Genomic DNA, 23,563 nt, shown 5'->3' with positions numbered 1-23,563 from the left:
CTTGTTGTCTAATTTGTGATTTAAATATTACAAATCATTAATTTGTATTCCTAAGGGAAGTTATAAATTGATTTGTGATTTATATTGGCAATAAGTGTTTTAATGAATACTCTGTTATGTGTTTAGTTGTTTATTTAATGTTGTATAAAATGTTGCTTATATCATCACTCGAGATGAAAAAGTGGAACTAAAGTCACTTAATTGCAGCGAGAACCCATAAACTATAGGTCTATTAGGTAATACTAGTTTAGTAACAGATAGTTACGGATTCATAATTTATAATATGGCTAAACTTCCGACAAGGATCGAAAAGATGAGCGACAAGGAATCTATTCAGACTAATCGTAGCCGCCGCAATTTTTTAAAAGGTGCAACTGGTGCAGTTGTGGCTGGCGTCAGTGCTTCAGCGTTTTCTGGTGCTGTTCAAGCAAAGGAACCGAATATCGACTGGAGCCGTCTAGGTAAAAAGAACGATAAGCGCTTTTGGCGTAAAGTTCAAAAGCAGTTTGTATTGGATAAACGAACGACTTACATGAATATTGGTACGACTGGTTCGATGCCAAAACATGTTCTTGAAGGATACGAAGACAACAACAAAATCGTTGCTAAGTACCCGTGGGATATGAAAGACAAGTTTGGCGCTTGGCCTCATGTTTCTGAAATGGTGACAGACGTTGCACCAGGCTTTGGTGCTAATCCAGACGAAATCATTTTGAGTCGTAACACTACCGACGGTTTATGTTCAATCATCAACGGTCTGCATTTCGAGCCTGATGATGTCATCCTAACTACTCACCACGAACACGTTGCTGCTACGTCACCAATGAATGTGGCAAAACACCGCTTCGGTGTCGATGTCGTTGAAATTCAACTTCCTGTTTTCACGGGCATGGAAGAGGTTTCAGAAGAAGATTACATTCAAGCCTTCCGTGAAGCGATTGAAGCGCACCATAATGTTCGCCTCATCGTGTTCTCTCACATTACCTACAAAACAGGTACAACGCTGCCAGCCAAAGCGATTTGTTCTCTAGCAAAACAGCACGGTATCCCAACATTAGTTGATGGTGCGCACACTGTCGGTATGTTCGACTTAGACTTCCACGATATGGATTGTGACTTCTATGCAGGATCTGGCCATAAGTGGCAGTGTGGTCCGGGCGCGACAGGTATCTTGTATGTACGTGATAACGGCAATCGTTTGAATGAGTACTGGAGCGATCGTGAAAACCCACTGTGGTTGATCAATTCTTCTCTTTCTCACGCTGATCACCTAGGCAAGCAATTGCAAATGCAATACATTGGTAACGATAACTACCCAGCAAAACAAGCACTTGCCGATAGCTGTAAGATGTGGGATGAGATTGGCCGTGACCGCATTCAAGAGCGTGTACTAGAGCTGAGCGATCTATGTAAGACGCTGCTTAACGAAGCGTTACCACATGCTCAGATGTATTCGCCAAACGTGGAAGGCTTAACCAGTGGTCTAACAACGTTTAACCCATTAAGCGATGTGACAGATAAAGAGCGATTGACTCTGTTCCGTGACCGTCTTCGTGAAGAATACGGATACATCATCCGTACAACAAACTTCAAGCTGTACAAAGAGGACGCTTACGAAACGCAAGCACTGCGCATCTCGACTCATTTATTCCATGATGAGAAAGATGTGGAAGGTCTTGTGGAAGCGATTACGGATCTTTACTACTCGTTCTAACCTTGTTGAACTGTCAAAGCGCCCTTTAATGGGCTCTTTGTAGAAGAGAGGGATATTCACCATGTCAGTGAAAACAATCAAACGAACCATGACGGCACTTGCCATTGGGGTGGCATCATTTATGTCGACTTCTGTCTCGGCTGGCGATCTGCAAGACATCAAAGATCGAGGTGTGCTACGTCATATCGGTGTACCTTATGCGAACTTCGTTTCGTACATTGACCAAGGCGAAATGCAGACACTGACCGGTCTTGATGTCGATATCATAAAAGGGTTCGCAAAATCTCTCGGCGTTCGCTATCAATACGTACCAGCGCAATGGAACAACGTAGTAGGTAAGCTGACAGGCCAGAAAGTTGAGTACAAAGATGCGCAGCTTGTCGTTGGTGAGAAGATGGCAGTGGAAGGTGACCTGATTGCGAATGGTGTGACTATCCTCGACTGGCGTAAAAACGTGATCGATTTTTCAGATGATTACTTTCCTTCTGCGGTATGGTTGATCGCTCGAACAGATTCAACGCTAACGCCGATCACACCAACAGGCTCCGTGGAACAAGACATTAATAAAGTGAAAGCGCTCATTAACGGACGCGAAGTACTCGCGATGGAGCACTCTTGCCTAGATCCAAACCTTTACAATTTATATGACACCGGTGCGAAGGTGATCCTGCCCGATGGCCAGCGTCGTTTGAATGAGATGGTGCCCGCCATAATGAAAAACGATGCCGAGAGTACGTTGTTAGATGTGGCAGACACATTGATTGCATTAGAGAAGTGGCCAGGTGAGATCAAAGTCATTGGTCCAATTTCAGAAAACCAACAAATGGCAGTGGCTTTCCGTAAGGGCTCTCCTGAACTAAAAGCCGCATTTAACCAATATTTGAATTCAATTAAGCAAGATGGGACTTACCAAGCCTTGGTCGAGAAATACTACCCATCTATTTACTATTTCTATAATGACTACTTCTTAGAAGATAGTAAGAAAAATATATGAGAAAGTCTGTAAAAAAAATATCAAGTCAAAGAATCATCACCATTAGTGCGATTTTAGTGTCGCTCTACTTGGCGATGATTATTACGGTAACGAGTTTAGGTCAAAATAAATTAAAAGATTCACAACACCGAGAACTCGACTTAAAGGTGAAAAGTTACGCAGGTACCCTTGATAATTTATTTACGCTTTCCAGCGAAGATGTCGATCATTTATCCACCGATAAAACGGTGCAGACTTTTTTTGCCAACCTTGCTTCCGGGATGTCGATGGAATACGGGTTAGGCGCGAGCTTGATCAATTTGAAGCGTAAGCTCCAAGAGAAAGCAGAAGCGAAAACCGTCAATAATCAAATCATATATAAAAAGCTGACACTAATCGGGTTAGATGGCTCTACTATTGTGACCACTGGCGAAAAAACCGATCACCGCATAGACACTTCCCGACTGCTTAACGAGTACGATCACCCTGAAGAAGTCAGAGCGATACGAGAGGGCGGCAAAGTCCTTATTCAAGTGGTTAAGCAAGTGATGTTTTCTGGTAAGCCCGTTGGCTACTTGATTGCAGACATCAACAAACAAGTGGTGATTTCCCAACTGACTAATCAGGAACACGAAGACAGCTACAGTCGTATGGTGTTGAAGATCAATGATGTTGAAATGGAAGTGTGGGACTCGATCAGTCGCAAACTAGAACAAGAAAGCATCACGGCACCAGAAGCATTAGCTCAAGAGTTAAAGCAAAAAATCTACTTTGAAGTTCCGATCGAACATCATCACTTTAAATTAATGGCGTGGTTTGAGTCATTAAGTGAACGTGACATCTACACCTCTCGTCTGTTCATCAATGGTTTGAGTGTTCTCGCTATCATGATTGTCGTTGGGCTACTGTACGCATTCACGCTTAATAACACTCGCGTCGAACTGAAAATCAAACTGGAAGAAGAGAAAAAGCGTAAAGATTTCTTGTCTCAGCAAAACGAGCGTTTAACCAGTGAAATTGAGCGCCGTAAATCGTCCGAGATGGAACTGGCATATCAAGCCAAACATGATGCACTTACTGGTTTGCCTAACCGTGTTTATGGTTCTGAACGTTTGGAATTAGAGTTGTCACGCGCAGAGCGAATGAAATCAAACGTACTGGTCATGTTTATCGACCTTGATCACTTTAAACAAATCAATGATTCAATGGGGCACTTCGTTGGTGACGAAGTGTTAAAGCTGGCGGCAGAGCGATTGCACAACGCAGTACGTAAAACCGATCTGTTGGCACGCATTGGCGGTGATGAATTCCTGTTGGTTATCCCTGATTTACAAGATGCCGACAGCGCAAAACGTTTTGCAGCTACCGTGCTGTCGGTATTCAACGAGCCGTTCGTTTGGCAAAACCACGAGTTCTTCCTATCGGCGAGTGTCGGTATGTCGGTGTTCCCTGAAGATGGCGACAATGCAGAGCAGCTACTGGCGTGTGCGGACATGGCGATGTACCGAGTGAAACAAGATGGCCGTAACGCTTTCTGCTTCTATGATCACAACATGAACCAAGATTTACAGCGCTTCCTAGAGCACGAAAGTCGTCTTCGTCACGCCATTTCTCATGATCTTCTTGAGCTGTATTACCAACCTATTATCGATCTCGATAGCGGCGTCATTGTTGGTGCAGAGGCTCTGATGCGTTGGAACGACGAGAAGTTTGGCTTTGTGAATCCAGAAGAGTTTATCTCCATCGCCGAAAAGAACGGTCTGATTCATCAGCTGGGCGACTTTGCGATTCGTCAAGCTTGCCAACAGGCGGCACAGTGGCAGGACGTTGCTCCTCTGTTTGTGTCGGTAAACTTCTCAAGTGTGCAGTTTAGATACTGCGATCGACTTTTCGAACAGATCAAGCAGCACATAGAAGAGTCGGGCTTGTCACCTGAATTGTTTGATGTAGAGGTGACAGAGAGCTTGTTGTTCAACCACAGTAGCGACCTGATGGAGATGTTAGACAACTTACGAGCACTGGGCGCTAAGCTCACCATTGATGATTTCGGTACGGGTTACTCGGCGTTGAGTTACTTACAGAAGTTCCCGTTTGATCGCCTTAAGATCGACCGCAGCTTCTTGCAGAACATGTTTGAGAATGAGTCCGACCGTGAGCTTGTGAACGTGATTATTGCGATGGCGAAAGCGCTGAATCTGAAGATTGTTGCAGAAGGCATCGAAGAACAGCGTCATGTGGATTACTTGAAAAACCTAAACTGTGAGTTCGGGCAAGGTTTCCACTATAGCCGACCATTACCCGCTAAGGACTTTGAAGCACTTTTAGCTAAGCCAACTTGGCTATAACTCCTTTCATTACAACCTCATAGAAAAGCATTAATTGGATTCGTGCCTAGGATTCATTAATGCTTTTCCACCTTGAGGGATAATCGTTTTTCCTTCCTTGAATTACACTACACTTAATTGATAAGTAAATGCCTGTGATGCCCGTCACATAAAGGCTCAACCTCATTCTAATCGAGTAAAAACTCGACAAAATAAACAGGAAGGAATTGCGAATGTCTTCTGCATTTTACCAACAGATTGAACAGCAAATTGAAGAAGTGAAGGCGGAAGGCCTTTACAAAGCAGAGCGTATCATCACGTCTCAGCAGCAAGCAGCGGTTAAAATCTCTACTGGTGAAGAAGTTCTGAACTTCTGTGCGAACAACTACCTTGGTCTTGCTAACCACCCAGCGCTTATCGAAGCGGGTAAAGCAGGCATGGACGAGCACGGTTTTGGTATGGCTTCAGTACGTTTCATCTGTGGTACTCAAGACATCCACAAAGAGCTTGAGCAGAAGCTTTCTAAGTTCCTGGGTAAAGAAGACACGATTCTTTACACATCATGTTTCGACGCAAACGCGGGCCTATTTGAAACGATTCTAGGTAAAGAAGACGCAATCATCTCTGATGCACTAAACCACGCGTCAATCATCGACGGTGTTCGTCTATGTAAAGCAATGCGTTTCCGTTACTCGAACAACAACATGGAAGAGCTAGAGCAACAACTGATTGCTGCGAAAGAAGCAGGCGCTCGCCACATTCTTATCGTAACGGACGGCGTGTTCTCAATGGACGGTGTAGTAGCAAACCTACCAGCTATCTGTGACCTAGCAGAGAAGTACGGTGCATTGACTATGGTTGATGATTCTCACGCTGTTGGCTTCATGGGTAAAACAGGTGCAGGTACGCACGAGCACCACAACGTGGTTGACCGTATCGACATCATCACTGGTACGCTAGGTAAAGCAATGGGCGGCGCTTCAGGCGGTTACACGTCTGGTAAAGCGGAAGTGATTGACTGGCTACGTCAGCGCTCTCGTCCATACCTATTCTCTAACTCTGTTGCACCAGCAATCGTAAGCGCTTCTATCCGCGTTCTAGACCTACTAGAAGAGAGCGGTGACCTACGTGACCGTCTATGGGAAAACGCAGTACACTTCCGTACTCGCATGGAAGATGCTGGTTTCACAATGGGTGGTGCTGACCATGCAATCATTCCAATCATGCTTGGTGACGCAAAAGTAGCAGCAGAATTCGCAGAGCGCGCTCTAGAGAAAGGCATCTACGTAATCGGCTTCTCATTCCCTGTTGTACCAAAAGGTCAAGCGCGTATCCGTACTCAAATGTCTGCAGCGCACTCTCGTGAGCAACTAGACCGTGCAATCGACGCGTTCATCCAAGTTGGTAAGGACATGGGTATCATCTAAGTTTTGTTCTCCCTTCCCAGCCTTCCTCTAAAGCAGAGGAGAGGGATTAGATGGGAATGAGAAAAGCGCTTGCGTTTAAAGATAAAAAGGCTTTCCCAACTCTTCTGAGTCGGCTCATGGGTAAAGCCTTTATTTCTTCTTTAAACGCATTAGATGAAAGAATTTTTTGTCACGCATAGAGCGGGGCAATATTTGGTGAATACTATGAAAATTAAAGCATTATCAAAGCTAAAGCCTGAACAAGGCATTTGGATGACTGAGGTTGATAAACCTGAAGTTGGCCATAACGACATTCTGATCAAAATTAAGAAAACCGCTATCTGTGGTACAGACGTACACATCTACAACTGGGACGAATGGTCACAAAAGACAATTCCAGTGCCTATGGTTGTCGGTCACGAATACGTGGGCGAAGTGGTTGCGATTGGTCAGGAAGTTCGTGGCTTTGAAATCGGTGACCGCGTATCTGGCGAAGGTCACATCACGTGTGGTCACTGTCGTAACTGTCGTGGCGGCCGTACTCACCTATGTCGTAACACGATTGGTGTGGGCGTTAACCGTGAAGGTGCATTCGCTGAATACCTAGTGATCCCAGCGTTCAACGCGTTCAAGATCCCTGAAGGCATCTCTGACGATCTAGCGTCTATCTTTGACCCGTTTGGTAACGCAGTACATACCGCGCTTTCTTTCGACCTAGTAGGCGAAGACGTGCTTATCACAGGTGCTGGCCCAATCGGTATCATGGCTGCTGCAGTTGCGAAGCACGTTGGTGCTCGCCACGTAGTGATCACAGACGTGAACGAATACCGTCTAGAACTTGCTCGTAAGATGGGCGTAACACGCGCAGTAAACGTTGCTGAAGAGAAGCTAGAAGACGTCATGTCTGAGCTAGGCATGACAGAAGGCTTCGACGTAGGTCTAGAAATGTCTGGTAACCCAGCCGCATTCAACTCAATGCTAACCACAATGAACCACGGTGGTCGTGTTGCACTACTAGGCATTCCACCATCAGACATGGGTATCGACTGGAACCAAGTTATCTTCAAAGGCTTGGTGATCAAAGGTATCTACGGCCGTGAAATGTTCGAAACTTGGTACAAGATGGCTTCTTTGATTCAATCTGGCTTGGATCTCTCACCGATCATCACCCATCACTACAAGATTGATGACTTCCAAGAAGGCTTCGACGTCATGCGTAGCGGGATGTCTGGCAAGGTTATCCTTGATTGGGAATAGGCAAAATTAGCAGCTAAATAGCAAAAGGCGACAGTGTAAATTGTCGCCTTTTTTACGTCTAAAACCGCTAAATAACGCTCTTTTACAGTGGCTGCCGCCATTTTGTCGCCACTAATTCTCTAGAGGATTAAGGTGAACAGCCTGCATCAAATGCTCTGGGGCAAAATGAGAATACGCCATAGTCTGCTCGATTTTTGTATGGCCAAGAATACGCTGCAGCACCAAAATATCCCCTTTATTCATCATAAAATGCGAAGCAAAAGTGTGCCGCAGAACATGGGTCGCTTGCCCAGTCGGAACGTGCTCAGGCAAGGCTCTTTTTATGTAACGCCAAGCATCTTTGTAACTGGTGTTAAATATGTCATGGTCGCTCACCGCTATATCTAATATCTCTTGATATAAAGATGGTGAGATAGGCACACTGCGATTCCTTTTCCCTTTTGTATCTGTGTAAGTCAATTTGAACTCGGTTATTTGAGTGCGAGTTAGAGTGAGTGCCTCACTGATTCGTGCACCTGTGGCCAAACAAATTTTTGCGATGACAATAATTTGTGGGATTGATGCCTTGATAGCTCGATTGCAGCTATGCAGTTCATCAAAGAACTCGTCGATTTGTGGCTTGGTTAGATAGGCAAGATGCTTCTCACTGGTTTTGATAGGCTCGATTGCTTCAAGCGGGTTGGGATATTTCCACTGATTGTACTTAATCAGCTTCTTGAACATGCCCTTTAGATAAATCAGTTCAAGGTTGTGTGTGGTTGGGGATATCTCGATGGATTTATTCTTGCCCCGATAGGGGGTTCGAGCTGCTCGATAAGCCAGGTAGTCTCGCTCTTTAAACTGGCAAGCAATTGGGTTACCCAACTCTTCAATTGTTTTGGATATGAGATCTTTGGCTTGCTTGCCTGACTTTAAGGTATGGCCATGGATAGTCCACCAATTTTCCAAAAGCACACTCATTCTTCGGTTATCCGGTTTAATACCCATCCAGGGCTTATCGTCTACCTCTTTCATAGTGAAGCGTTCAAAAGCCGCAGCTTCACCTTTGGTGGAGAACTTCTTGCGTACACGCTTACCGGAGCGTCCATTTGGGTAGCACTCACATAACCAAGGCTTTTTGGAACCGTCTTTTAAGTTACGGATAGACATAGTAAAAACCAGAATAAACTGTACGTATATACAGTTTATTCTGGTGTTGTTTCTCATACAATGTTTGTTTGTGAGATAAGGTACAATAATGTAGCAATCCGCATCACATTGCTTCGATATGCAGTGTATTTATTAATGTCTTTCTAGCTCAAAACTTTCCGAAAGCTGCTAGGTTGAATCTTTACCCGTGGCATTTTCTAGCTCGAAAGTGCTCCATTCCTTCTCAGCGCTAAAGTCTAACCACAATCTGCAATTGTAAGTTTGCCTTACCTGTAGTTATCCGAGAGATTTTCGACGAAAGCTTTTTAAAAAATTATGCGTCATCTTGCAGACTAATGTTTAATGCATCTCACTAACCTATTGATTACCAATTGAACTGCGTTCACAAAGATTGCATTATAGGAGTATAAAAAACGGCTGCAAGCCGTATAGAAAGCGTTATATTTATCGGAGGAAAAATTGAGAGATTTTCGAAGAAAGCAGGTTCTAATGTTAAGAATGTTGGTTCCTTTAATAGCTTTAGTTTATTTTGTACCTGCAATTTCACCATACTATATAGCAGGAAATGATGATGCTAGGATTTTACAAAACTCCAAAGTTTTAACTGAATTTGAACGTTATAAGAATGCATATGAAAAACGTCCAAATGAGCTTTCAGCAGAATTTAAAACTTGGGTGAACATTACGTCTTTTGTCGACTATAAAGTAGAATTTGACCTGACTAAAGATCGTTTAGATGATCAGATTAGTGCTTTTCGAGCTGAGTTAAGGTATGACAAGATAATAGTATCAATAATACTGTCGCTTGTTATTTATGCTATTTTTCTGGTACTAACAAAGGACATGGGCGTTGATAGGTATAGGGTACGAGCTAAAGAAAGGAAATTTCAGAACGAGGACTTGGGGGTATTTGATTCAGATATAAAACACTGTATGACTGCAGTTGAACAGATGCGTAATAGTTCAATTGTGTTGTTATTTTCTGGTTTATCTCTTGCTTTAATCGGTGTCGCTGTTTTTTATAATACCATCCCTGAAGTTCACGCTTTGACAACTGAACAAATAACTGGCGCATATTTAACGATGTCCATTATTCGACCTGTTGGTATTTTGGTTTTTATTGAATCGATAGCATGGTTTCTACTAAGGCAGTATAGAAACTCCATGGAAGATTATAAACAACTATATAGAATTCAACTTAAACGCAGAAATTATAAGTTATCTTATGAGTTAACAAGTGAAGGCTCAGGCAAGCATGAGCAATTAATAAGTAGCTTATTAGCCGAAGATTTTTCAGGCGTATATGATGCATCCAAGACAAATGAATTTGTAGAAGCAAAAAAAGTCAGAGAGGACGCTAATACTCTTGAAAAACTAAATCCATTACTAAAGTCAGCAAAATAAATATAACAAAGCGTTTAAGACGGATTCCCAACGCTTGGCATTTTAGGTTTGATTTAGCTTTAGTGTTTACGGCACAATGGTTTAGGTCGGGTGGTCAGCGTTGCTCACCACTTAACGCGGCGTTAGGTCTCATGGGAATGTATGAACGGAAAATTTGAAATAAAGAGAATTGACACAATAAGTGACTTTAAGTCTTTTGTGGATCTTAAGCCTTATCGCAAGTGGATTTATCGAGGTCAATCCAGTAGTGATTGGAAATTGGAAAGCTCCCTCTTTAGAGCAATTAATGATGCCGCGGAGATAAGAGAACTCGCAGGAGAAAAGTCTCAAATAGTTACGAGCTTGAATTATGAAGAAATCATGCTCGAACGCTTTAAGTCTGGAGCACATTTATTTCTAGAACATCTACCTAAAACATCAGATACTTTAAGTTGGCTAGCAGTTATGCAGCACCACGGTGCTCCAACTCGATTTCTCGACTTTAGTTTTTCAGCCTACATAGCATTGTACTTTGCTGTTGAGAGTGGGAGTGGAGATTCGGCAATTTATTGTATAGATCATAGTGCTTTGAAGCGCGTAGATAATCGACATTTTGGAGATGAACGTAAAAACGTGTACAAACGGGTTATGGTCGGTGAAACGACAAACGATGAAATGTGTTTGTTTGCGTTTGAGCCGGAGTTCTACAATAAAAGGCTTCTTGCACAGCAAGGCTTGTTTCTTGTGCCAAATCATTTGCAATTCTCACATGAGCAAATATTGAACGAATATAAAATGCCGCCTAGAAGTGCTTACAAGTTAATTATTTCTAAGGAGCTAAGGTATAAGTGTTTAGAACTATTGAATCAGTTGAATATTACCTCTGGGACAATTTACCCAGGATTAGATGGTTTTTGTAAAGGTTTATATAAAGTTCCAACTTTCAGCTCTTACAGCCAAACTAGAGTTGGCAAAGAGACCTAACAAACTGTTCAAGAGTGATTCGCAACGCGTGGCATTTTTACTATGCGTTGGTTTAAGTGATTAGGGTGGTGTGCGGCGGCTTTTGTATTGCGTTGCTCACCCCTTAGCAGGGCGTTATAAATATACAACAATATTCGGAGGTCATATGTCGAGTTTAGTTGAGATTTTACCTAGCCTGTTGACGGGTACTTTTGCTCTGGTTGGTGTATATCTGGCTAATATTGTTCAAGTTAAATCGGCAAAACTGAAACAGAGCAAAGATATGTTGGCTAACGATTTAGAGAGGCTTGAACAGTTATATATCATTATTGATGAACTAAAAGGGAAGTTTTTTGTAGAGTCGTTCTTATATTTGGGTTATCAAAAAGGAGACTTTACAAAAGAGGAACTACATCAACATCAGAGAGACTTGAAAAACGTCGATCTACGGCAAGCTAAGATGTTAGTCGGTCTCTACTTTCCTAATTTAGCGGAAGATATGCAAGAGTTAGATCAGGCTTGCTTATTGACTTTTTATGTCCACGCAATGGTTCATGCGAAAGATAACACCCCAGATCCTGAAGATATCATTGAAAATTTAGGTAAATGCACAAAGGTTTGTGAGTGTTTTCTGGAAAAAGTGTCCGCTGAAGCAAATATTTATAACAAACAATTTAAGAGTGATTCCTAACGCTTGGCATTTTTGGTGCTAAATTTGAGTCCAGTGTTTACGGTGCCAAAGTTTAGTTTTGTGGTAGCGTTACTCACACCTTAATTGGGCGTTAAATCTATAAGTTTACAAATGGAGTAATTAAATGAGTCAGTTAGAAGTTACACAAGAATCCTTAGCTAGGATGCAGGCTTTTGACGCAAAAAGTTTGGCGCGTGAAGAAGATTTGGGGCGAAACTTCGATTTCTCAGCAATAGTAGCCCCAGCGTCAAAGCTCATTAGACTTTATAACCAGCTAGGCTTATCCACATTGGAAGATTTCCCAGATGGGATCCTTATCCAAATTAAGAAAACTGCTGATGCTGATTTTAATCGATTCCAACAAGCATTGGATTTTGACCCTACAACAGTTGAAAACCAAAATCCAAAACAACCCAGAGACCAGATAGTCCAGCAGGTTGTTTCAGCCTACGATCCGACGTTCCAAAAACTATTCCCATTTATCTCCTACGGGACAAGCAAATCTGTTGATTTCCAGAGAATGGAAAACGAAGCACGAGCTATGCTTCAAAATGTCAAAGATGAGGCAACAGGCATAACAGGTGAGCTTGCAGCTCAACAAGAACAAGCTGAAAATGTTCTAGCTGACGTACGTAAAGTTGCAGCAGAGCAAGGCGTTTCTCAGCAAGCAATATACTTCAAAGATGAATCTGAATCTCATGAAGTGGCAGCTGAGTATTGGAAAGTCAAAACAGTTCAAGCTGCTATTGTGCTAGGTATCTATGCGTTCTGTACTTTATTCATACATAAACTCGCATGGTTCAAGCCTGAAGACAACCTACAAGCCATACAATTGATGACTAGTAAAGTGTTGATTTTTGGTGTTATTGCGTACCTCCTTTTCTTAGCAGCAAAAAACTTTTTATCACATAAGCACAACGCGATTGTTAACAAGCATAGACAGAACGCTTTAATGACCTATAAGGCACTAACCGATGCAGCAGTGACTGAAGAAACTAAAGATATCGTATTAAATCATGCAGCTTCTTGTATTTTCTCCCCACAAGATACTGGTTACATTAAAAACGAAAATTCTGGCTCACAGGCGGGTGCTGGACGTTCAATAATAGAACTTATGCCTAAAACCTCGATGAAGTTAGATGGTTAGGTGGAGCTTATACATTTAACAATCTGTTTAAGAGTGATTCGCAACGCTCGGCACTTTTGCCATGCGTTGCGTTTTGTGTTTAAGGTGGTGTGCGGAAGCTTCGGTATTGCGTTGCTCACCCCTTAACAGGGCGTTAGGGCTCTTTTCACCAAATGGTACCTAACAACTTTTGTACAGTACCATTTGGGAGTCCTGTAGGAAATCTAGCTCTGGTTCAAAGATTTTAGTAGATCAACGCCTGAATTTAGGTAGGCAGTGGCGTTTTCGTTGTCGGAAAGAGTTAAAATGCCACTAAAAATGATCAGCGTAGTGGAAATGAAGAGCGTGGTGATACGTGTTATAGATAACAACATGGCGATATCTCCGTCTATGCCTATAGATATTGGTTCTATGATTGGTCTTCTTTTCGACCATGTATTGGCACAACTAACTAGAATCACCAGCTGGTAGCAGATCATCAACACGTTGAAACTATAAGCTAATATGGTTCTTGCTGTAGGTCAAGCCCTAACAAGAGACTATAGTTTCAAGATACTTTTTCATACCTGATCTTGATGCAACTAAGTCATTTAAGCTAAGAAGGTTTTGTCCAAGAGTTTCTTAGGTCGAATTTCTACCCTTGGCACTTTCTCGCTCAAAAATGCTTCAAAATCAGCCAAGGCAATGTTTACAGAGTAAGTGGGTTGAGTTATTTATTAAATGTAATCCGAGAAAACAAAAGCAACATTATTCCTTTACAAAACAAGAGTGACCAAGTCCTAATGCTCTCAGGTCCACCGAGAAATGAACTTCATGGTAGCACTCACTACATCAAAGATTTATAAACAGTAAGTTTCATATACTTTTACCCACACTTTGTGTATAGTTAATTTTATTTTGTATATCAGGTACGTACACAATGAAGCTAAATTATTATACCTATACCATCAAGTTCAAATCCTCAGGGACGACTTGCAAGATTTGTGTAAAGGACATTGTTGACCTTTACTGTGCTTACCAAAAGGATCGATCAATCCTAGAGAAGACCCATCAAAAGACTTCTCGAAAGCTTTACTTTGCTAAGGCTTCTAGCTATCTGTCAGTCTACTACTTGATGACTCCAACAGAACTTCACAACTATCGCAGACTTGATAAAGCATCAGGTACGGTTGAAGATTTACAATCTATCATTGGTAATGCCAGCCTAGAAAAAGTAACTTACGTCCACCTTGATGATCAACTACCTGTTATTGGCATTGCATCTTCCCATGGTGGGGCTTCAGAAGAAGATGTGGAGTACTACTTAAATAAAGTTCTTAATGGTCTCCTGTCTACACCTGAATACACTTTAGAACTTAAGCCTATTAACTCAGGTGTAGCTAAAAGCAATGTTAAGAACATCAACTTAGTATCTGAAGCAAAAGTTCTGATGAGAAATGACTCTAAACAGTTCGTTAAGTTAGGTGCTTTCCTGAATGCATCAAGTAATACTGACAACCTAGAGATTGAGATACGAGTAAAGCGTAAGCCTCATAGCCGAGCTGACATTAAAGCACAGATTGACCCATTGTTGGAGATCATCAAAAACGATCCTAACAGCAGTGACTTTGCCCAAGTTTACTTAAAAGGTAAAGCACACTCAGCTCAAGAAACGATTAAGGATATCTTGCTAGACCAGACTATGATCATGTTTGATATGATTTATCCAAAATCTGGCAACACTATTGAAGCTCAGATTCAAGATAAACGCTATGCAAATGGACAGATTGATATATTAGCAAATCAAGAATTTAGTAAGTATGGAACAAAAATAAAGACTGCTGCACCTTGTCCAAACTGGGCTCACCTTAAAAATCAGAATTCATACTAGAGTAATAATCGATGGAAATGCTTACAGAGATTGAAGAGAAAAGTTGGAAAAGAAGGGCATGGCTATGGTCGTTTCTAGCCGTTCCTGTGATTCTTGGCTTTTATCATTTGCTGGTTTGGCTAGCTGGCTCGTCCTTGTTCCCTGTAATCAAGCCTTCAAACATCCCAACATTGCTTGGGATAGTTACAACATTCAGCATTACTATGACTGGGTTTATTGCTGCTATTGGCGCTTATTTACTATCTGTATCACGAAACCCAACATTTAGTGAGTGGAGAAATAATGGATACTTGTCGGTTTTCTTCAACTTGTATGGTGCAGCAATTATCTTTCTATTGGCTACATTTGGAGCTTGCTTAATGATGCTTTTGGCTGGTACTACAATGTGGTGGTTGAAGATAATCTTATCTCTTGTAATAGTAAACTTAATGCATATTGTGCTCATTACCTACATTGTTGTTAGCCAATCTAAAGCAAATGATGATTAAAGTGGTTTTACTATCCGATATCTAGTGTAGAGGAGAACTTGAACTAGATAACTTAGCGTGTTGTCTACTCTACAATGTAAATATACCTGTCTGTTATACCTGAAGTTCTTCGCTAACTACTAAATCAGTAAAATCGCTGACTCAGAATTGTCCAGATACGTCTTAGAGCGTTTGTTAAGTATTGAGAAGAACTCCGGAACTAAAGAAAAAGGCTGCCAAATGGCAGCCTTTTTTAGTTTGCAAGCAAAGGTGTTAATGTCCCTCCCCCGATGGGACAGGGGGATAGTAACCTAGTTGTACATTAGCGATACCGCTTGGTAAGTTGAATGCGAGTGAGCTCAAAAAATAGTTCAGCCTTTAACACTTCTCCATTATTAGTGCGACTCGCCCCACAACTCTCACTTCATCTTCCTCGACGGTTAAAGTCGAGCCATTGAAGCTAATCGCTAGTTTCTTGCCTGGTAAGCGCTGAATATCGTTTAGCGAGAGTAGGCCGTCCATATCTACTAGGTATGTGCCGCTCACTGCTTGATGAACTTCTTTATCGACAATGAATGTAGTTCCATCATGCTCGATGCCCATTACATTCAGAACCCCAAGCTTGTCTAAGTAGCTTTTATCAAACGCTAACGTTTCGTTCCCTATGAGCTTTCCGTTCACTAAGGCGAAGTAATCGATGTCAAACAGTGTCTTCGCTTCTTTTTTCTTAGACGTATGTTCTTGTACTGCGTGATCAGGGAAAGCATCGCCTTCTCCCAAAGCTAAGTATTTGATTGATGCGCCAGTCTTCAAATGAAGTCTCAAAATCACTTCAAAAGGAGTTAGCTCTCTTTGGTGCCACGTAGATATCGTCCCTTTCGAAATGCCAAGTACGTCACCAAGGGACTTGAAGTCTTTCGTTTTCGTGACTTCCTTCATCCTTTCTGTAACTTCCCGGCCACCAATGTATTCAAAAGGTGGTATTTTCTCTTGTAATTCACTCATAAGAAGTCTATATTTTCACTCAAATGATTACTGGACAGTGCGGAGTGAGACCCTATTGTCCGAAATGAAACACTCAATAGCTAGATAGGATATCACTATGCTCTCATATCAAGTAGTTCTAAATACGCCTTTCATGACGTACGACCAATACTCTCAGTTCTCTGGTATGCCGAAACGTACCATCATGGATTGGGTGGCAGACGGTCGCTTACCTATTAAAACCAAAGCAAAAGGTAAAGAAACACCATTGATCAATATGGTGGCTTTACTTGAAATCGCAACACGTGAAGCCATGCAAAACTTAGGGTAGGTCGCCATGCGCTTATCTTCCCTGATTCCAACCAAAGAGTATTGTCCGCTTTGGCTCAATATTCTTGGTTGGGGTCTCGTTTTCACCCCGTTTGTCTTCAATTGAGTATTGGTTATGAACGAAATTGACTCAATGTGCGAATTCCGTGGCTCTAAACAAAAAGCATTTAACGAAGCGTGCTGTGCATTTGCGAACTCGGAGAACATGACCAAGTTAGCAAAAGCCGTGGGCATGAATGCGACTATGCTGCGCAACAAGCTTAACCCAGAGCAACCGCACATCCTTACCAATGTAGAACTTGTGTTGATCACCAAGGCCAGTGGCAACTTCACCATTCTTAATAGCCTTTTGCTTGGCCTTGGTGTCGTAACTGCACAAATCCCAAATGATGCGAGTGAAGAAACTTTCATTAAACGCGCATTAGAAAACGCGGTGCACTCGGGGGATTTATCTCGCATGGCTCTAGAACATGCAGGGAATGATCGCCTAAGCCGCACCAACAAGCACATCATCATTCAAAAGGCACAGGCGGGCATTAGCAACCTTGTGCTTCTTATCAACGATATCGAAAGCCGCACAAAAGGCGTTTCCCCATTCTTAGCCATGAGTGTGGATTTGGTCGCCAATGGTGCCGCCATCCCCGGACTTGCCTAACTCATTAACGAACAAAGGAAGTTTTACCATGATAAAGATTGAATTAAACACCCTTGAGGAAGCGATTCATATACATAACATCGCGGCCCTCAATGCTCATAAATACCAAAATAATATTATTAAGGACCATGAGTGCCAGCAGATCGCCAATGTTCGTATTTGGAAAGACATTCGTGATCAAGCAATCAAGCATATTGAAAAGTTTGCCGCAGCGAGGGACGTTGCCTGATGGAGTACGTTGCGATTCGTTTATTTGGTGATGGCGCAATGAAGCGCCACAAACATACTCAAGAGCTAGAAGCCACCACTCTAGGGGATTTTGAATGTATAGATGAGGCGATACAGCAGGCTTGCAAGCAACTCAAATGTAATCACGTTCGCCACGGTGTATTGAGCGAAGGTGAAGGCGAGGGCGGTTTTATCGTCGTTGATACTCAGGAGTTTGTTGAGATATGAGTGCTAAAACTGTTACCCCACCATGCCACTTGCCTTGCCCTGACTTAGAACATTACTCGTTAACTAAGGAAGACAAAGAGCGAGGCCTTATTTGTTTAGAAAGAGTACGCAAAGAGTTTGCAGCGATAAGGCAAGCAAATGAAACGCCACGAGAACGACGCAAAAGACTATGGCTTGAGAAGTTAAAGCAAAAGTCTTTGCGGCTCCCGAATCGTGAAATAACGCACCGCTAAACAGCATGATAAAACACAAAATCAACTCGTCTAATCCTCTCAATCGACTCCCTAGCAATCTACATCGGGAGTTGCTTTCTTATCTGGATAACCAAAAAGGTACATCCCAACTTTCTTATATCAATGGCGAGTGGGTTCATGATGGCAAACTGACGCCAAGAGAAAGGGTCTTTGAGTTTGCGTCGACTACAGCGAACAGACTTAAATTGCCATATGACATTCGAAATTATATCGACAAAGCTTCTGCCAGTAGGTTGAAGAAGTACGGGTTTAAGCGTGCGTTAGATTTTATTGAAAAGCGAAGCAGCGCGGTTGCGGCAGCGTTCTCTGTATTACCCGAGCCATGGTGGAAAGTCGATAGCGAAATCAAAATCGCTAAGCTGGCCATAGAAATGGCTGGGCGTTGTGGTAATCGTATCAGGTTGGCTTCAGAGCATGGTATGTCGCCAATGGAGAGCATTGGGTTTATTAACGAGTTTACTGGGGCTTCTTTATGGCTTCCTCAATTTGCTCATGTAGAGAATTCTAACCAGGCATACTCGATGATATGTCGCCTGATGGATGAAGGGTTTTGGCGTAGAGCTATTAGCCGGATCGTAGTGGCTGTATTTGAGAATGCTCGCCGTGCTGCAGGTATGGTTTCGCCACACAGTTCTCCTTATGTGTCCAATGCGGCTTGTGAGTGGTTAACCATTCGGCAGGACCGACAAAGAGAGTGGATTGAGCTCATGGCCATTGAATCTGAGAGTGGCGATGTGGTTGATCTTAAAACCGTCATTGATTCGTCCCAAAGTAACCCGGCTAATCGAAGACATGAACTGATGACTCGTATTGCTGGTTGTCAGGAATATGCAGAGAGCAATGATCATGTGGCTGTTTTTGTCACGATGACGGCACCTAGTCGTTTTCATAGACTTAGAAAGCACGGTAAATACTGGGTAGAAAATCCTAAGTTTGATGGCGGCAATCCAAAAGATGCGCATGCTTGGTTAAGCAAAGGTTGGAACTTGTTTAGAGCCTGGGCGGATTATCGTGAATTGACTTATTACGGTATGAGGGTTGTTGAGCCTCATCAAGACGGAACACCGCATTGGCATGGTGTATTTTTCATGCCTCTTGAGCACGTAAAACCGTTTGTTGCAGGGCTTCAGTCTTATCAGTTCAGAGAAAACGGAGAGCTTTATTTCGACGATGGCTCCCCAAGAACAAAAGCTATTAAGGCGCGATTCGAGGCAAAACTGATCGATAAGTCGGCAGGCGGTGCCGTGGCTTATCTGGCCAAATATATATCAAAGAACGTTGATGGCTATGCGCTTGAAGGTGAAACCGATCGAGACAACAAAAGAGCGAAGCTTCAAGAGACCGTGAAAAACGTGACTGCCTGGTCGCGTACATTTTGTTTCCGTCAATTCCAATTCCAGAAGACCCCACCTGTCACTATTTGGCGTGAGCTTCGCCGCATCGATGAAGAACAAGAATACTGCCTATTTGAGAAAGCAAGAAGGGCGGCCGACAACGGCTTTTTCTCGGCTTATATGGATTACATGGGCGGACACCGGCTTCGTTCATCTGAGCGACCGATCCAGTTGGTTAAAAAGGAAAGAGAAAACAAATACGGTGAAATTGTCGAGGTAACCGATGGGGTGAAAGGGTCCGGTTTGGTTGTTTATACAAGGGAAACGGAATGGAAACTTGTTAAGAAAGACTCCAACTTGTCGGAGGCTTCTGAAGGGAGCGGGAGCGACCGACCTTGGTCCAGTGGCAATAACTGTAGAATTTCACCCAAAGGCCAACAAATCATCGATAAATTTTTCTTAGAAATGGAATTAGATAGGAGTGATCCCGAATGGGAACGCTTCATGAAGGCGGAAACGATATCAAGTCCACATTAATTTACGTGTGAGAGAGCCTAAAAAAGAGATATGCCCCACTGGAATGCTGTATGTATATACAGTATATTTCTTATGTCATTACTAGGGATCTCGATATGTCTGATAAAAATCAAGTATTTCAACAAGCATTAGAGCTAATCATAGACGGGGTAGCATTGGGTACAGAAACTGAAAGCCGAGCGCAGGTCGGGGCGTATTTGATGGGATTGGTTGTCGCAGATAATCAAGGCAAGCTTGATAACGATAAGGTGGAAGCCATTGAAATGATCATTCAAATGGCCGATGAGGCGGATAGCCCTGAATTTAAGCTATAGCATCGAGAGCTGTTGCTTCAGCTCTTTCTGTTGTTCTGGGCCTAGTGCTTTAACCAGGCTAAAGGCCATTTGCGAAGTTGTTTTTGCAGAGGGGCTAAGGGTATGACTGAAAGACAGGTTCATCACGAAGGTATGGCCGCACTCAGGGTCACTACAACTACAATATAAATCGCTATAACCCGCTGAAATACGGTTTGTTTTTTGTATACGGGCTTTCTCGCCACACTCCTGGCAAATTACTCTCATATGACACCATGAACCTATCGAAATGATAAGCTCATGGTACTAAATTATGGTGAGGATTTATACAGTTCTACAATTTTAGAGGCTGTCTTTTTGTCTTTCTGAATGGGCGTGCTTAGCTAGATGAGCCACAGTTGGCGAGCTATGCAGAAAAATTCTAAATTTTGTGAAGTGATGAATTATACGTGACAGGTAAGCTATTGAATATATGGCATATTAATGTGTATCCTGTCTTGCATAAGATAACTAGATAGATGAATGCTGTATTTAAATGCAGAATTTATCTGTCAAATAAAACTGTTATGCAAATGGAGTTAGAATGAGAATTTTTGAAGCCGATAGCTCTATGAAAGACGCTGTTGGTCAATTCTATAAAGAGCAGGGCTATCATAGCGCTTGGTCTAATACCGAAAGAGCATTTATCTGCCTCAACGATGGTGCGATTATCGGCTCAGTGAAAGTTGAGCTTATTAATGACGTGACGATACTCAGGGGTATGTACATTGTAAGTGAGTTTCAAGGTCAAGGTTTAGGACTTCAATTTCTTAAGCACATTGAGCCTGTTTTAAATTTGCGTACCGCCTATTGTATGCCACTTGCTCATGTAACAGACTTCTACAAGCATATTGGCTTCAATGAGGTTGAAGAAAGTCAGTATCCGGAGTTTCTACAACAACGTTGTGAAAAGTATCGTGAAATGGGGTATTCGATAACAACAATGCGTCGCGAAAAATTTGCATAACAAACTGTTTAATAGTGATTCGAAATACGTGGCATTTTTACTGCGCGTTGGTTTTAGTGGTGAAGGCGGTATGCGGAAGCATCGGTATTGCGTTGCTTTCCTTTAATAGGAAATATCATGAGTTTTGAAAATTGGTTAGCTTTTTGCTCAATTGCATTTATTGCAGCAGCAATCCCTGGTCCTGCGATATTGCTAGTATCAACGCATAGTCTACAGTTTGGGGCTCTACGTGCTCTTATTACCGCGGCGGGTAATGTGACTGGACTATTTATTATGTCTACTTTCTCTATATTGGGATTAAGCGTGCTAGTGATTGTTTCTTCAACAGCTTTTACGATCATAAAAGTAATTGGAGCGTTATATCTTTTGTATATGGGAGTAAAATTATGGCGTAATGGCGTAAAACTAAAAACTGCCGACAGCACATACCAAAAAAAATTTAGTGCTTGGAGCCTTTATTCTCAAGGGCTTCTCATTTCACTAACAAACCCTAAAGCTATTATATTTACATCTGCACTTTTTCCACAGTTCATTAATGCCTCAGAGTCTTTGTTTATTCAATTTTCAATACTAGTTACTACCCTTATGATGTGTTCATTTTTATGCTTACTCTCATACTCTTTTTTGAGTCAAAAGTTAAAATCTGGGGCTAAAAACTTTGTATCAGGGAGCATTATCGGAAAGATGTTTGGAACTACATTTATCAGTGCCGGTGCAGCTTTGGCAATTTCAACTCAGAGATAATTGTGAATTAGTACAAGTTTGAAATGCAACTATCCCAGATAGCCACCGATCATGGTGGCTTTTTTACGCCTGTCTCAAAGCCCCACCGAAAGCACGCCTAACCCACCGAAAACGCACTCCTCCTCCCCACCTGCGACGTTTTCGATCTCATTTTTTCGCAATTCTATTTTAGTGAAACGCTGCTAGTGTGGTAGAGGGGAAAAAACCTGTTAGTAAAAGGTAAGAATGGGGTCATGCTGACCAGATTTTATGTCAGAAAAGTTCTTTAATTCAGATTGAAGCTTAAAAATTATTGGCGAATAAATAAAAAGAGTGGATATAAGCCACTCTTTTATTACTTGGATTACCTTACAGTGTATTGCTCTTTTGAGTAGCAATTAGAAAGTAATACCGCACTTATTAACTGTTCTAATTATCAATTCACGGGTGTTCGTTTCGTTAAGACCTACAGAATCCCCCCAACGAGTTATTGTTGAAGCGTCATAATCCAGTCGTATTTCGCTAAATATACTATCGCCAGGTGCCCATACTCGTTGGATATTACCAAGGTCACGTTGTAGCAGAGGGCAATCAGTTTTATCTTGGCATATTTTATAATTATAGTCTAGGAATCTATGTAAATTGGAGAAACTATCTTTTACACATTCCTGAAATAGTTCCTCTGCATCATAGGCATTGGCAGAAAATGGAGATAATAAAATTATAGAAGTGGTGATTGCTGTTAGAATTTTCATGGTTTTTCCTATTAAAGAAAACTTATAGATCAAAATTAAAGTATGAATAAGTTAATTTCTTGCTGGTGCAATGCAGCTCGCAACTAACATGATAGCAGCGTCGTCTACGGTAAACGAAGAATTACTGTCACGGCTTGATATGTTAAAACCATTTTCAATAACAAAAGCTTCAATATTATCCTTCATAGTGTGAAATACTGATTGTAGTTCTACTAGCTTCTCTGGATTATTCGAAAGTTTTTGAAATTGCGCCAATGCACAACTACGAAGATGTATTCTTTCTGCTCGTTGAATTAATAATTCATCTTGTTCATTTAATCCTTTTGTATTAGCAATAGCGCCTGTTGAAGCAAAAATAAGGGTAGCCAATAAAGTTGTTGTTAGTTTCATTTTTAAAATACCTATAAATTTTAAAATCAATGACGTGTTAATTTAACATCTCGTTTACATTAATATGAAAAATAGAACTGACAAAAATGTTTTATTTTTCTGAAAATGAAAATTGTGATTTATATTTTGTTTTTGTGTAATTGTTGTTTTTGAAAGTGAATGGAACAATGGTGGGGTTATTTAAAAAAGCGAACACAGCAACCTATATCTACTAACTAGTCAGCTAAAGTACAAATACATCACCAAAAACGCACTCCTCCTCCCCACCTGCGACGTTTTCGAACTCACCTTTTCGCAATTCTATTTCAGCGAAATTCTGCGACTGCTAATAAAGGTTAACGAGCCGTTAGCCCTTTAGTAATAACGGGGCTTGCTGAAAGTTAATGGTGCTCAGAATGGCTTATATTGCGTCTAATGAAATTGCGAAGAGTGCAAAAAGTTGCAATAAATTGAAATTATGACGATCCGCGATGATCTGTTGAGGCTTTTTAAGTGTCTGAAATATTTAAATTTCTGTATTTTG

General features: G+C 41.8%; 24 protein-coding genes. 19 read left to right on the top strand and 5 right to left on the bottom strand.

The genetic code is table 11. From position 1 onward, the window contains the following. Window positions 1-313 precede the first annotated feature (313 nt). From A8140_RS21610 to tdh, 5 genes are all read left to right on the top strand, one after another. Entirely contained in the window at window positions 314-1,714 is a 1,401-nt protein-coding gene (locus tag A8140_RS21610; RefSeq protein WP_005530122.1) for an aminotransferase class V-fold PLP-dependent enzyme, read from the top strand. Between the two features lie 61 nt (window positions 1,715-1,775). Continuing rightward, window positions 1,776-2,708 carry a transporter substrate-binding domain-containing protein gene (locus A8140_RS21605; RefSeq protein WP_005530119.1) on the top strand — a complete coding sequence of 311 codons (933 nt, stop codon included), beginning with the start codon at window positions 1,776-1,778 and terminating at the stop codon, window positions 2,706-2,708. Next, window positions 2,705-5,032, top strand: a complete 2,328-nt coding sequence (locus A8140_RS21600; protein ID WP_038863006.1) for a putative bifunctional diguanylate cyclase/phosphodiesterase — start codon at window positions 2,705-2,707, stop codon at window positions 5,030-5,032. The genes A8140_RS21605 and A8140_RS21600 overlap by 4 nt, the downstream gene beginning before the upstream one ends. Before the next feature lie 212 nt (window positions 5,033-5,244). Then, window positions 5,245-6,438: a glycine C-acetyltransferase gene (locus A8140_RS21595; RefSeq protein ID WP_005530115.1), complete on the top strand. Its 1,194-nt coding sequence runs from the start codon at window positions 5,245-5,247 to the stop codon at window positions 6,436-6,438. 204 nt (window positions 6,439-6,642) lie between these two features. After that, window positions 6,643-7,674: an L-threonine 3-dehydrogenase gene (gene tdh, locus A8140_RS21590; RefSeq protein ID WP_005530113.1), complete on the top strand. Its 1,032-nt coding sequence runs from the start codon at window positions 6,643-6,645 to the stop codon at window positions 7,672-7,674. 111 nt (window positions 7,675-7,785) lie between these two features. On the opposite strand, the gene A8140_RS21585 is transcribed toward tdh, so the two are convergent. Next, window positions 7,786-8,823, bottom strand: coding sequence for a phage integrase (locus A8140_RS21585; protein WP_032999990.1), 1,038 nt, complete (start codon window positions 8,821-8,823; stop codon window positions 7,786-7,788). A gap of 489 nt (window positions 8,824-9,312) precedes the next feature. Between A8140_RS21585 and A8140_RS21580 the strand changes: the two genes are divergently transcribed. The 6 genes from A8140_RS21580 to A8140_RS21550 all read left to right on the top strand — a co-directional run bounded on the left by A8140_RS21580 (window position 9,313) and on the right by A8140_RS21550 (window position 15,344). Continuing rightward, the gene (locus A8140_RS21580) at window positions 9,313-10,227 is read left to right on the top strand and encodes a hypothetical protein (protein WP_005530108.1); all 915 of its coding nucleotides are present in this window, start codon (window positions 9,313-9,315) and stop codon (window positions 10,225-10,227) included. 141 nt (window positions 10,228-10,368) lie between these two features. Then, window positions 10,369-11,190 (top strand): FRG domain-containing protein, encoded by an 822-nt coding sequence (locus A8140_RS21575; protein ID WP_005530106.1) that lies wholly within the window; start codon window positions 10,369-10,371, stop codon window positions 11,188-11,190. Window positions 11,191-11,335: 145 nt separating this feature from the next. Then, window positions 11,336-11,860 (top strand): hypothetical protein, encoded by a 525-nt coding sequence (locus tag A8140_RS21570; RefSeq protein WP_005530104.1) that lies wholly within the window; start codon window positions 11,336-11,338, stop codon window positions 11,858-11,860. Window positions 11,861-11,984: 124 nt separating this feature from the next. Continuing rightward, window positions 11,985-13,007, top strand: a complete 1,023-nt coding sequence (locus A8140_RS21565; protein ID WP_005530101.1) for a hypothetical protein — start codon at window positions 11,985-11,987, stop codon at window positions 13,005-13,007. A gap of 898 nt (window positions 13,008-13,905) precedes the next feature. Beyond that, window positions 13,906-14,856 (top strand): hypothetical protein, encoded by a 951-nt coding sequence (locus A8140_RS21555; protein ID WP_005530098.1) that lies wholly within the window; start codon window positions 13,906-13,908, stop codon window positions 14,854-14,856. An 11-nt stretch (window positions 14,857-14,867) separates the two neighbouring features. Next, a complete protein-coding gene (locus A8140_RS21550) occupies window positions 14,868-15,344 on the top strand; it encodes a hypothetical protein (protein ID WP_005530096.1) in 477 nt (158 codons plus the stop codon). A gap of 357 nt (window positions 15,345-15,701) precedes the next feature. Here the strand turns inward: A8140_RS21550 and A8140_RS21545 are convergent, their stop codons facing one another. Next, on the bottom strand, window positions 15,702-16,328 hold the full coding sequence (locus A8140_RS21545; protein WP_005530094.1) for a phage repressor protein CI: 627 nt from the start codon (window positions 16,326-16,328) through the stop codon (window positions 15,702-15,704). A gap of 97 nt (window positions 16,329-16,425) precedes the next feature. Between A8140_RS21545 and A8140_RS21540 the strand changes: the two genes are divergently transcribed. From A8140_RS21540 to A8140_RS21510, 6 genes are all read left to right on the top strand, one after another. Further along, the gene (locus A8140_RS21540) at window positions 16,426-16,638 is read left to right on the top strand and encodes a hypothetical protein (RefSeq protein ID WP_005530092.1); all 213 of its coding nucleotides are present in this window, start codon (window positions 16,426-16,428) and stop codon (window positions 16,636-16,638) included. Between the two features lie 114 nt (window positions 16,639-16,752). Further along, window positions 16,753-17,292, top strand: a complete 540-nt coding sequence (locus A8140_RS21535; protein ID WP_005530089.1) for a phage regulatory CII family protein — start codon at window positions 16,753-16,755, stop codon at window positions 17,290-17,292. A 28-nt stretch (window positions 17,293-17,320) separates the two neighbouring features. Next, window positions 17,321-17,521, top strand: a complete 201-nt coding sequence (locus A8140_RS21530; protein ID WP_005530087.1) for a hypothetical protein — start codon at window positions 17,321-17,323, stop codon at window positions 17,519-17,521. Next, window positions 17,521-17,748 carry a hypothetical protein gene (locus tag A8140_RS21525; protein WP_005530084.1) on the top strand — a complete coding sequence of 76 codons (228 nt, stop codon included), beginning with the start codon at window positions 17,521-17,523 and terminating at the stop codon, window positions 17,746-17,748. Before A8140_RS21530 ends, A8140_RS21525 begins: the two co-directional genes overlap by 1 nt. 238 nt (window positions 17,749-17,986) lie before the next feature. Continuing rightward, the gene (locus tag A8140_RS21515; protein ID WP_005530082.1) at window positions 17,987-19,873 is read left to right on the top strand and encodes a replication endonuclease; all 1,887 of its coding nucleotides are present in this window, start codon (window positions 17,987-17,989) and stop codon (window positions 19,871-19,873) included. Between the two features lie 95 nt (window positions 19,874-19,968). Then, window positions 19,969-20,187, top strand: coding sequence for a hypothetical protein (locus tag A8140_RS21510; RefSeq protein ID WP_032999998.1), 219 nt, complete (start codon window positions 19,969-19,971; stop codon window positions 20,185-20,187). On the opposite strand, the gene A8140_RS21505 is transcribed toward A8140_RS21510, so the two are convergent. Beyond that, on the bottom strand, window positions 20,182-20,433 hold the full coding sequence (locus tag A8140_RS21505) for an Ogr/Delta-like zinc finger protein (RefSeq protein WP_011999296.1): 252 nt from the start codon (window positions 20,431-20,433) through the stop codon (window positions 20,182-20,184). The two genes, A8140_RS21510 and A8140_RS21505, sit on opposite strands and share 6 nt — an antisense overlap. 316 nt (window positions 20,434-20,749) lie before the next feature. Here A8140_RS21505 and A8140_RS21500 point away from each other — a divergent pair, with 316 nt between their 5' ends. Both A8140_RS21500 and A8140_RS21490 read left to right on the top strand, forming a co-directional pair. Then, window positions 20,750-21,172: a GNAT family N-acetyltransferase gene (locus tag A8140_RS21500; protein WP_005530076.1), complete on the top strand. Its 423-nt coding sequence runs from the start codon at window positions 20,750-20,752 to the stop codon at window positions 21,170-21,172. Window positions 21,173-21,289: 117 nt separating this feature from the next. After that, on the top strand, window positions 21,290-21,916 hold the full coding sequence (locus A8140_RS21490; protein ID WP_005530074.1) for a LysE family translocator: 627 nt from the start codon (window positions 21,290-21,292) through the stop codon (window positions 21,914-21,916). A gap of 377 nt (window positions 21,917-22,293) precedes the next feature. Here the strand turns inward: A8140_RS21490 and A8140_RS21485 are convergent, their stop codons facing one another. Both A8140_RS21485 and A8140_RS21480 read right to left on the bottom strand, forming a co-directional pair. Next, window positions 22,294-22,650 carry a hypothetical protein gene (locus tag A8140_RS21485; protein WP_005530072.1) on the bottom strand — a complete coding sequence of 119 codons (357 nt, stop codon included), beginning with the start codon at window positions 22,648-22,650 and terminating at the stop codon, window positions 22,294-22,296. Window positions 22,651-22,701: 51 nt separating this feature from the next. Further along, on the bottom strand, window positions 22,702-23,040 hold the full coding sequence (locus A8140_RS21480) for a hypothetical protein (RefSeq protein ID WP_004742479.1): 339 nt from the start codon (window positions 23,038-23,040) through the stop codon (window positions 22,702-22,704). Window positions 23,041-23,563: the final 523 nt, after the last annotated feature.

The organism is Vibrio campbellii CAIM 519 = NBRC 15631 = ATCC 25920 (genome assembly GCF_002163755.1).
Taxonomy (GTDB): Bacteria; Pseudomonadota; Gammaproteobacteria; order Enterobacterales; family Vibrionaceae; genus Vibrio; species Vibrio campbellii.
Note: the sequence above shows the minus strand (reverse complement) of the source record. Positions and strands in the feature narration are given on the sequence as shown.

Excerpts from the sequence above, each read along its gene's own strand:
- A8140_RS21505 (WP_011999296.1), bottom strand. The coding sequence starts at position 20,433 with ATGAGAGTAATTTGCCAGGAGTGTGGCGAGAAAGCCCGTATACAAAAA.
- A8140_RS21530 (WP_005530087.1), top strand. The coding sequence starts at position 17,321 with ATGATAAAGATTGAATTAAACACCCTTGAGGAAGCGATTCATATACAT.
- A8140_RS21510 (WP_032999998.1), top strand. The coding sequence starts at position 19,969 with ATGTCTGATAAAAATCAAGTATTTCAACAAGCATTAGAGCTAATCATA.
- tdh (WP_005530113.1), top strand. The coding sequence starts at position 6,643 with ATGAAAATTAAAGCATTATCAAAGCTAAAGCCTGAACAAGGCATTTGG.
- A8140_RS21605 (WP_005530119.1), top strand. The coding sequence starts at position 1,776 with ATGTCAGTGAAAACAATCAAACGAACCATGACGGCACTTGCCATTGGG.
- A8140_RS21585 (WP_032999990.1), bottom strand. The coding sequence starts at position 8,823 with ATGTCTATCCGTAACTTAAAAGACGGTTCCAAAAAGCCTTGGTTATGT.
- A8140_RS21525 (WP_005530084.1), top strand. The coding sequence starts at position 17,521 with ATGGAGTACGTTGCGATTCGTTTATTTGGTGATGGCGCAATGAAGCGC.
- A8140_RS21595 (WP_005530115.1), top strand. The coding sequence starts at position 5,245 with ATGTCTTCTGCATTTTACCAACAGATTGAACAGCAAATTGAAGAAGTG.
- A8140_RS21575 (WP_005530106.1), top strand. The coding sequence starts at position 10,369 with ATGAACGGAAAATTTGAAATAAAGAGAATTGACACAATAAGTGACTTT.
- A8140_RS21535 (WP_005530089.1), top strand. The coding sequence starts at position 16,753 with ATGAACGAAATTGACTCAATGTGCGAATTCCGTGGCTCTAAACAAAAA.
- A8140_RS21480 (WP_004742479.1), bottom strand. The coding sequence starts at position 23,040 with ATGAAACTAACAACAACTTTATTGGCTACCCTTATTTTTGCTTCAACA.
- A8140_RS21515 (WP_005530082.1), top strand. The coding sequence starts at position 17,987 with ATGATAAAACACAAAATCAACTCGTCTAATCCTCTCAATCGACTCCCT.
- A8140_RS21550 (WP_005530096.1), top strand. The coding sequence starts at position 14,868 with ATGGAAATGCTTACAGAGATTGAAGAGAAAAGTTGGAAAAGAAGGGCA.
- A8140_RS21570 (WP_005530104.1), top strand. The coding sequence starts at position 11,336 with ATGTCGAGTTTAGTTGAGATTTTACCTAGCCTGTTGACGGGTACTTTT.
- A8140_RS21555 (WP_005530098.1), top strand. The coding sequence starts at position 13,906 with ATGAAGCTAAATTATTATACCTATACCATCAAGTTCAAATCCTCAGGG.
- A8140_RS21600 (WP_038863006.1), top strand. The coding sequence starts at position 2,705 with ATGAGAAAGTCTGTAAAAAAAATATCAAGTCAAAGAATCATCACCATT.
- A8140_RS21490 (WP_005530074.1), top strand. The coding sequence starts at position 21,290 with ATGAGTTTTGAAAATTGGTTAGCTTTTTGCTCAATTGCATTTATTGCA.
- A8140_RS21565 (WP_005530101.1), top strand. The coding sequence starts at position 11,985 with ATGAGTCAGTTAGAAGTTACACAAGAATCCTTAGCTAGGATGCAGGCT.
- A8140_RS21485 (WP_005530072.1), bottom strand. The coding sequence starts at position 22,650 with ATGAAAATTCTAACAGCAATCACCACTTCTATAATTTTATTATCTCCA.
- A8140_RS21610 (WP_005530122.1), top strand. The coding sequence starts at position 314 with ATGAGCGACAAGGAATCTATTCAGACTAATCGTAGCCGCCGCAATTTT.
- A8140_RS21580 (WP_005530108.1), top strand. The coding sequence starts at position 9,313 with ATGTTAAGAATGTTGGTTCCTTTAATAGCTTTAGTTTATTTTGTACCT.
- A8140_RS21545 (WP_005530094.1), bottom strand. The coding sequence starts at position 16,328 with ATGAGTGAATTACAAGAGAAAATACCACCTTTTGAATACATTGGTGGC.
- A8140_RS21540 (WP_005530092.1), top strand. The coding sequence starts at position 16,426 with ATGCTCTCATATCAAGTAGTTCTAAATACGCCTTTCATGACGTACGAC.
- A8140_RS21500 (WP_005530076.1), top strand. The coding sequence starts at position 20,750 with ATGAGAATTTTTGAAGCCGATAGCTCTATGAAAGACGCTGTTGGTCAA.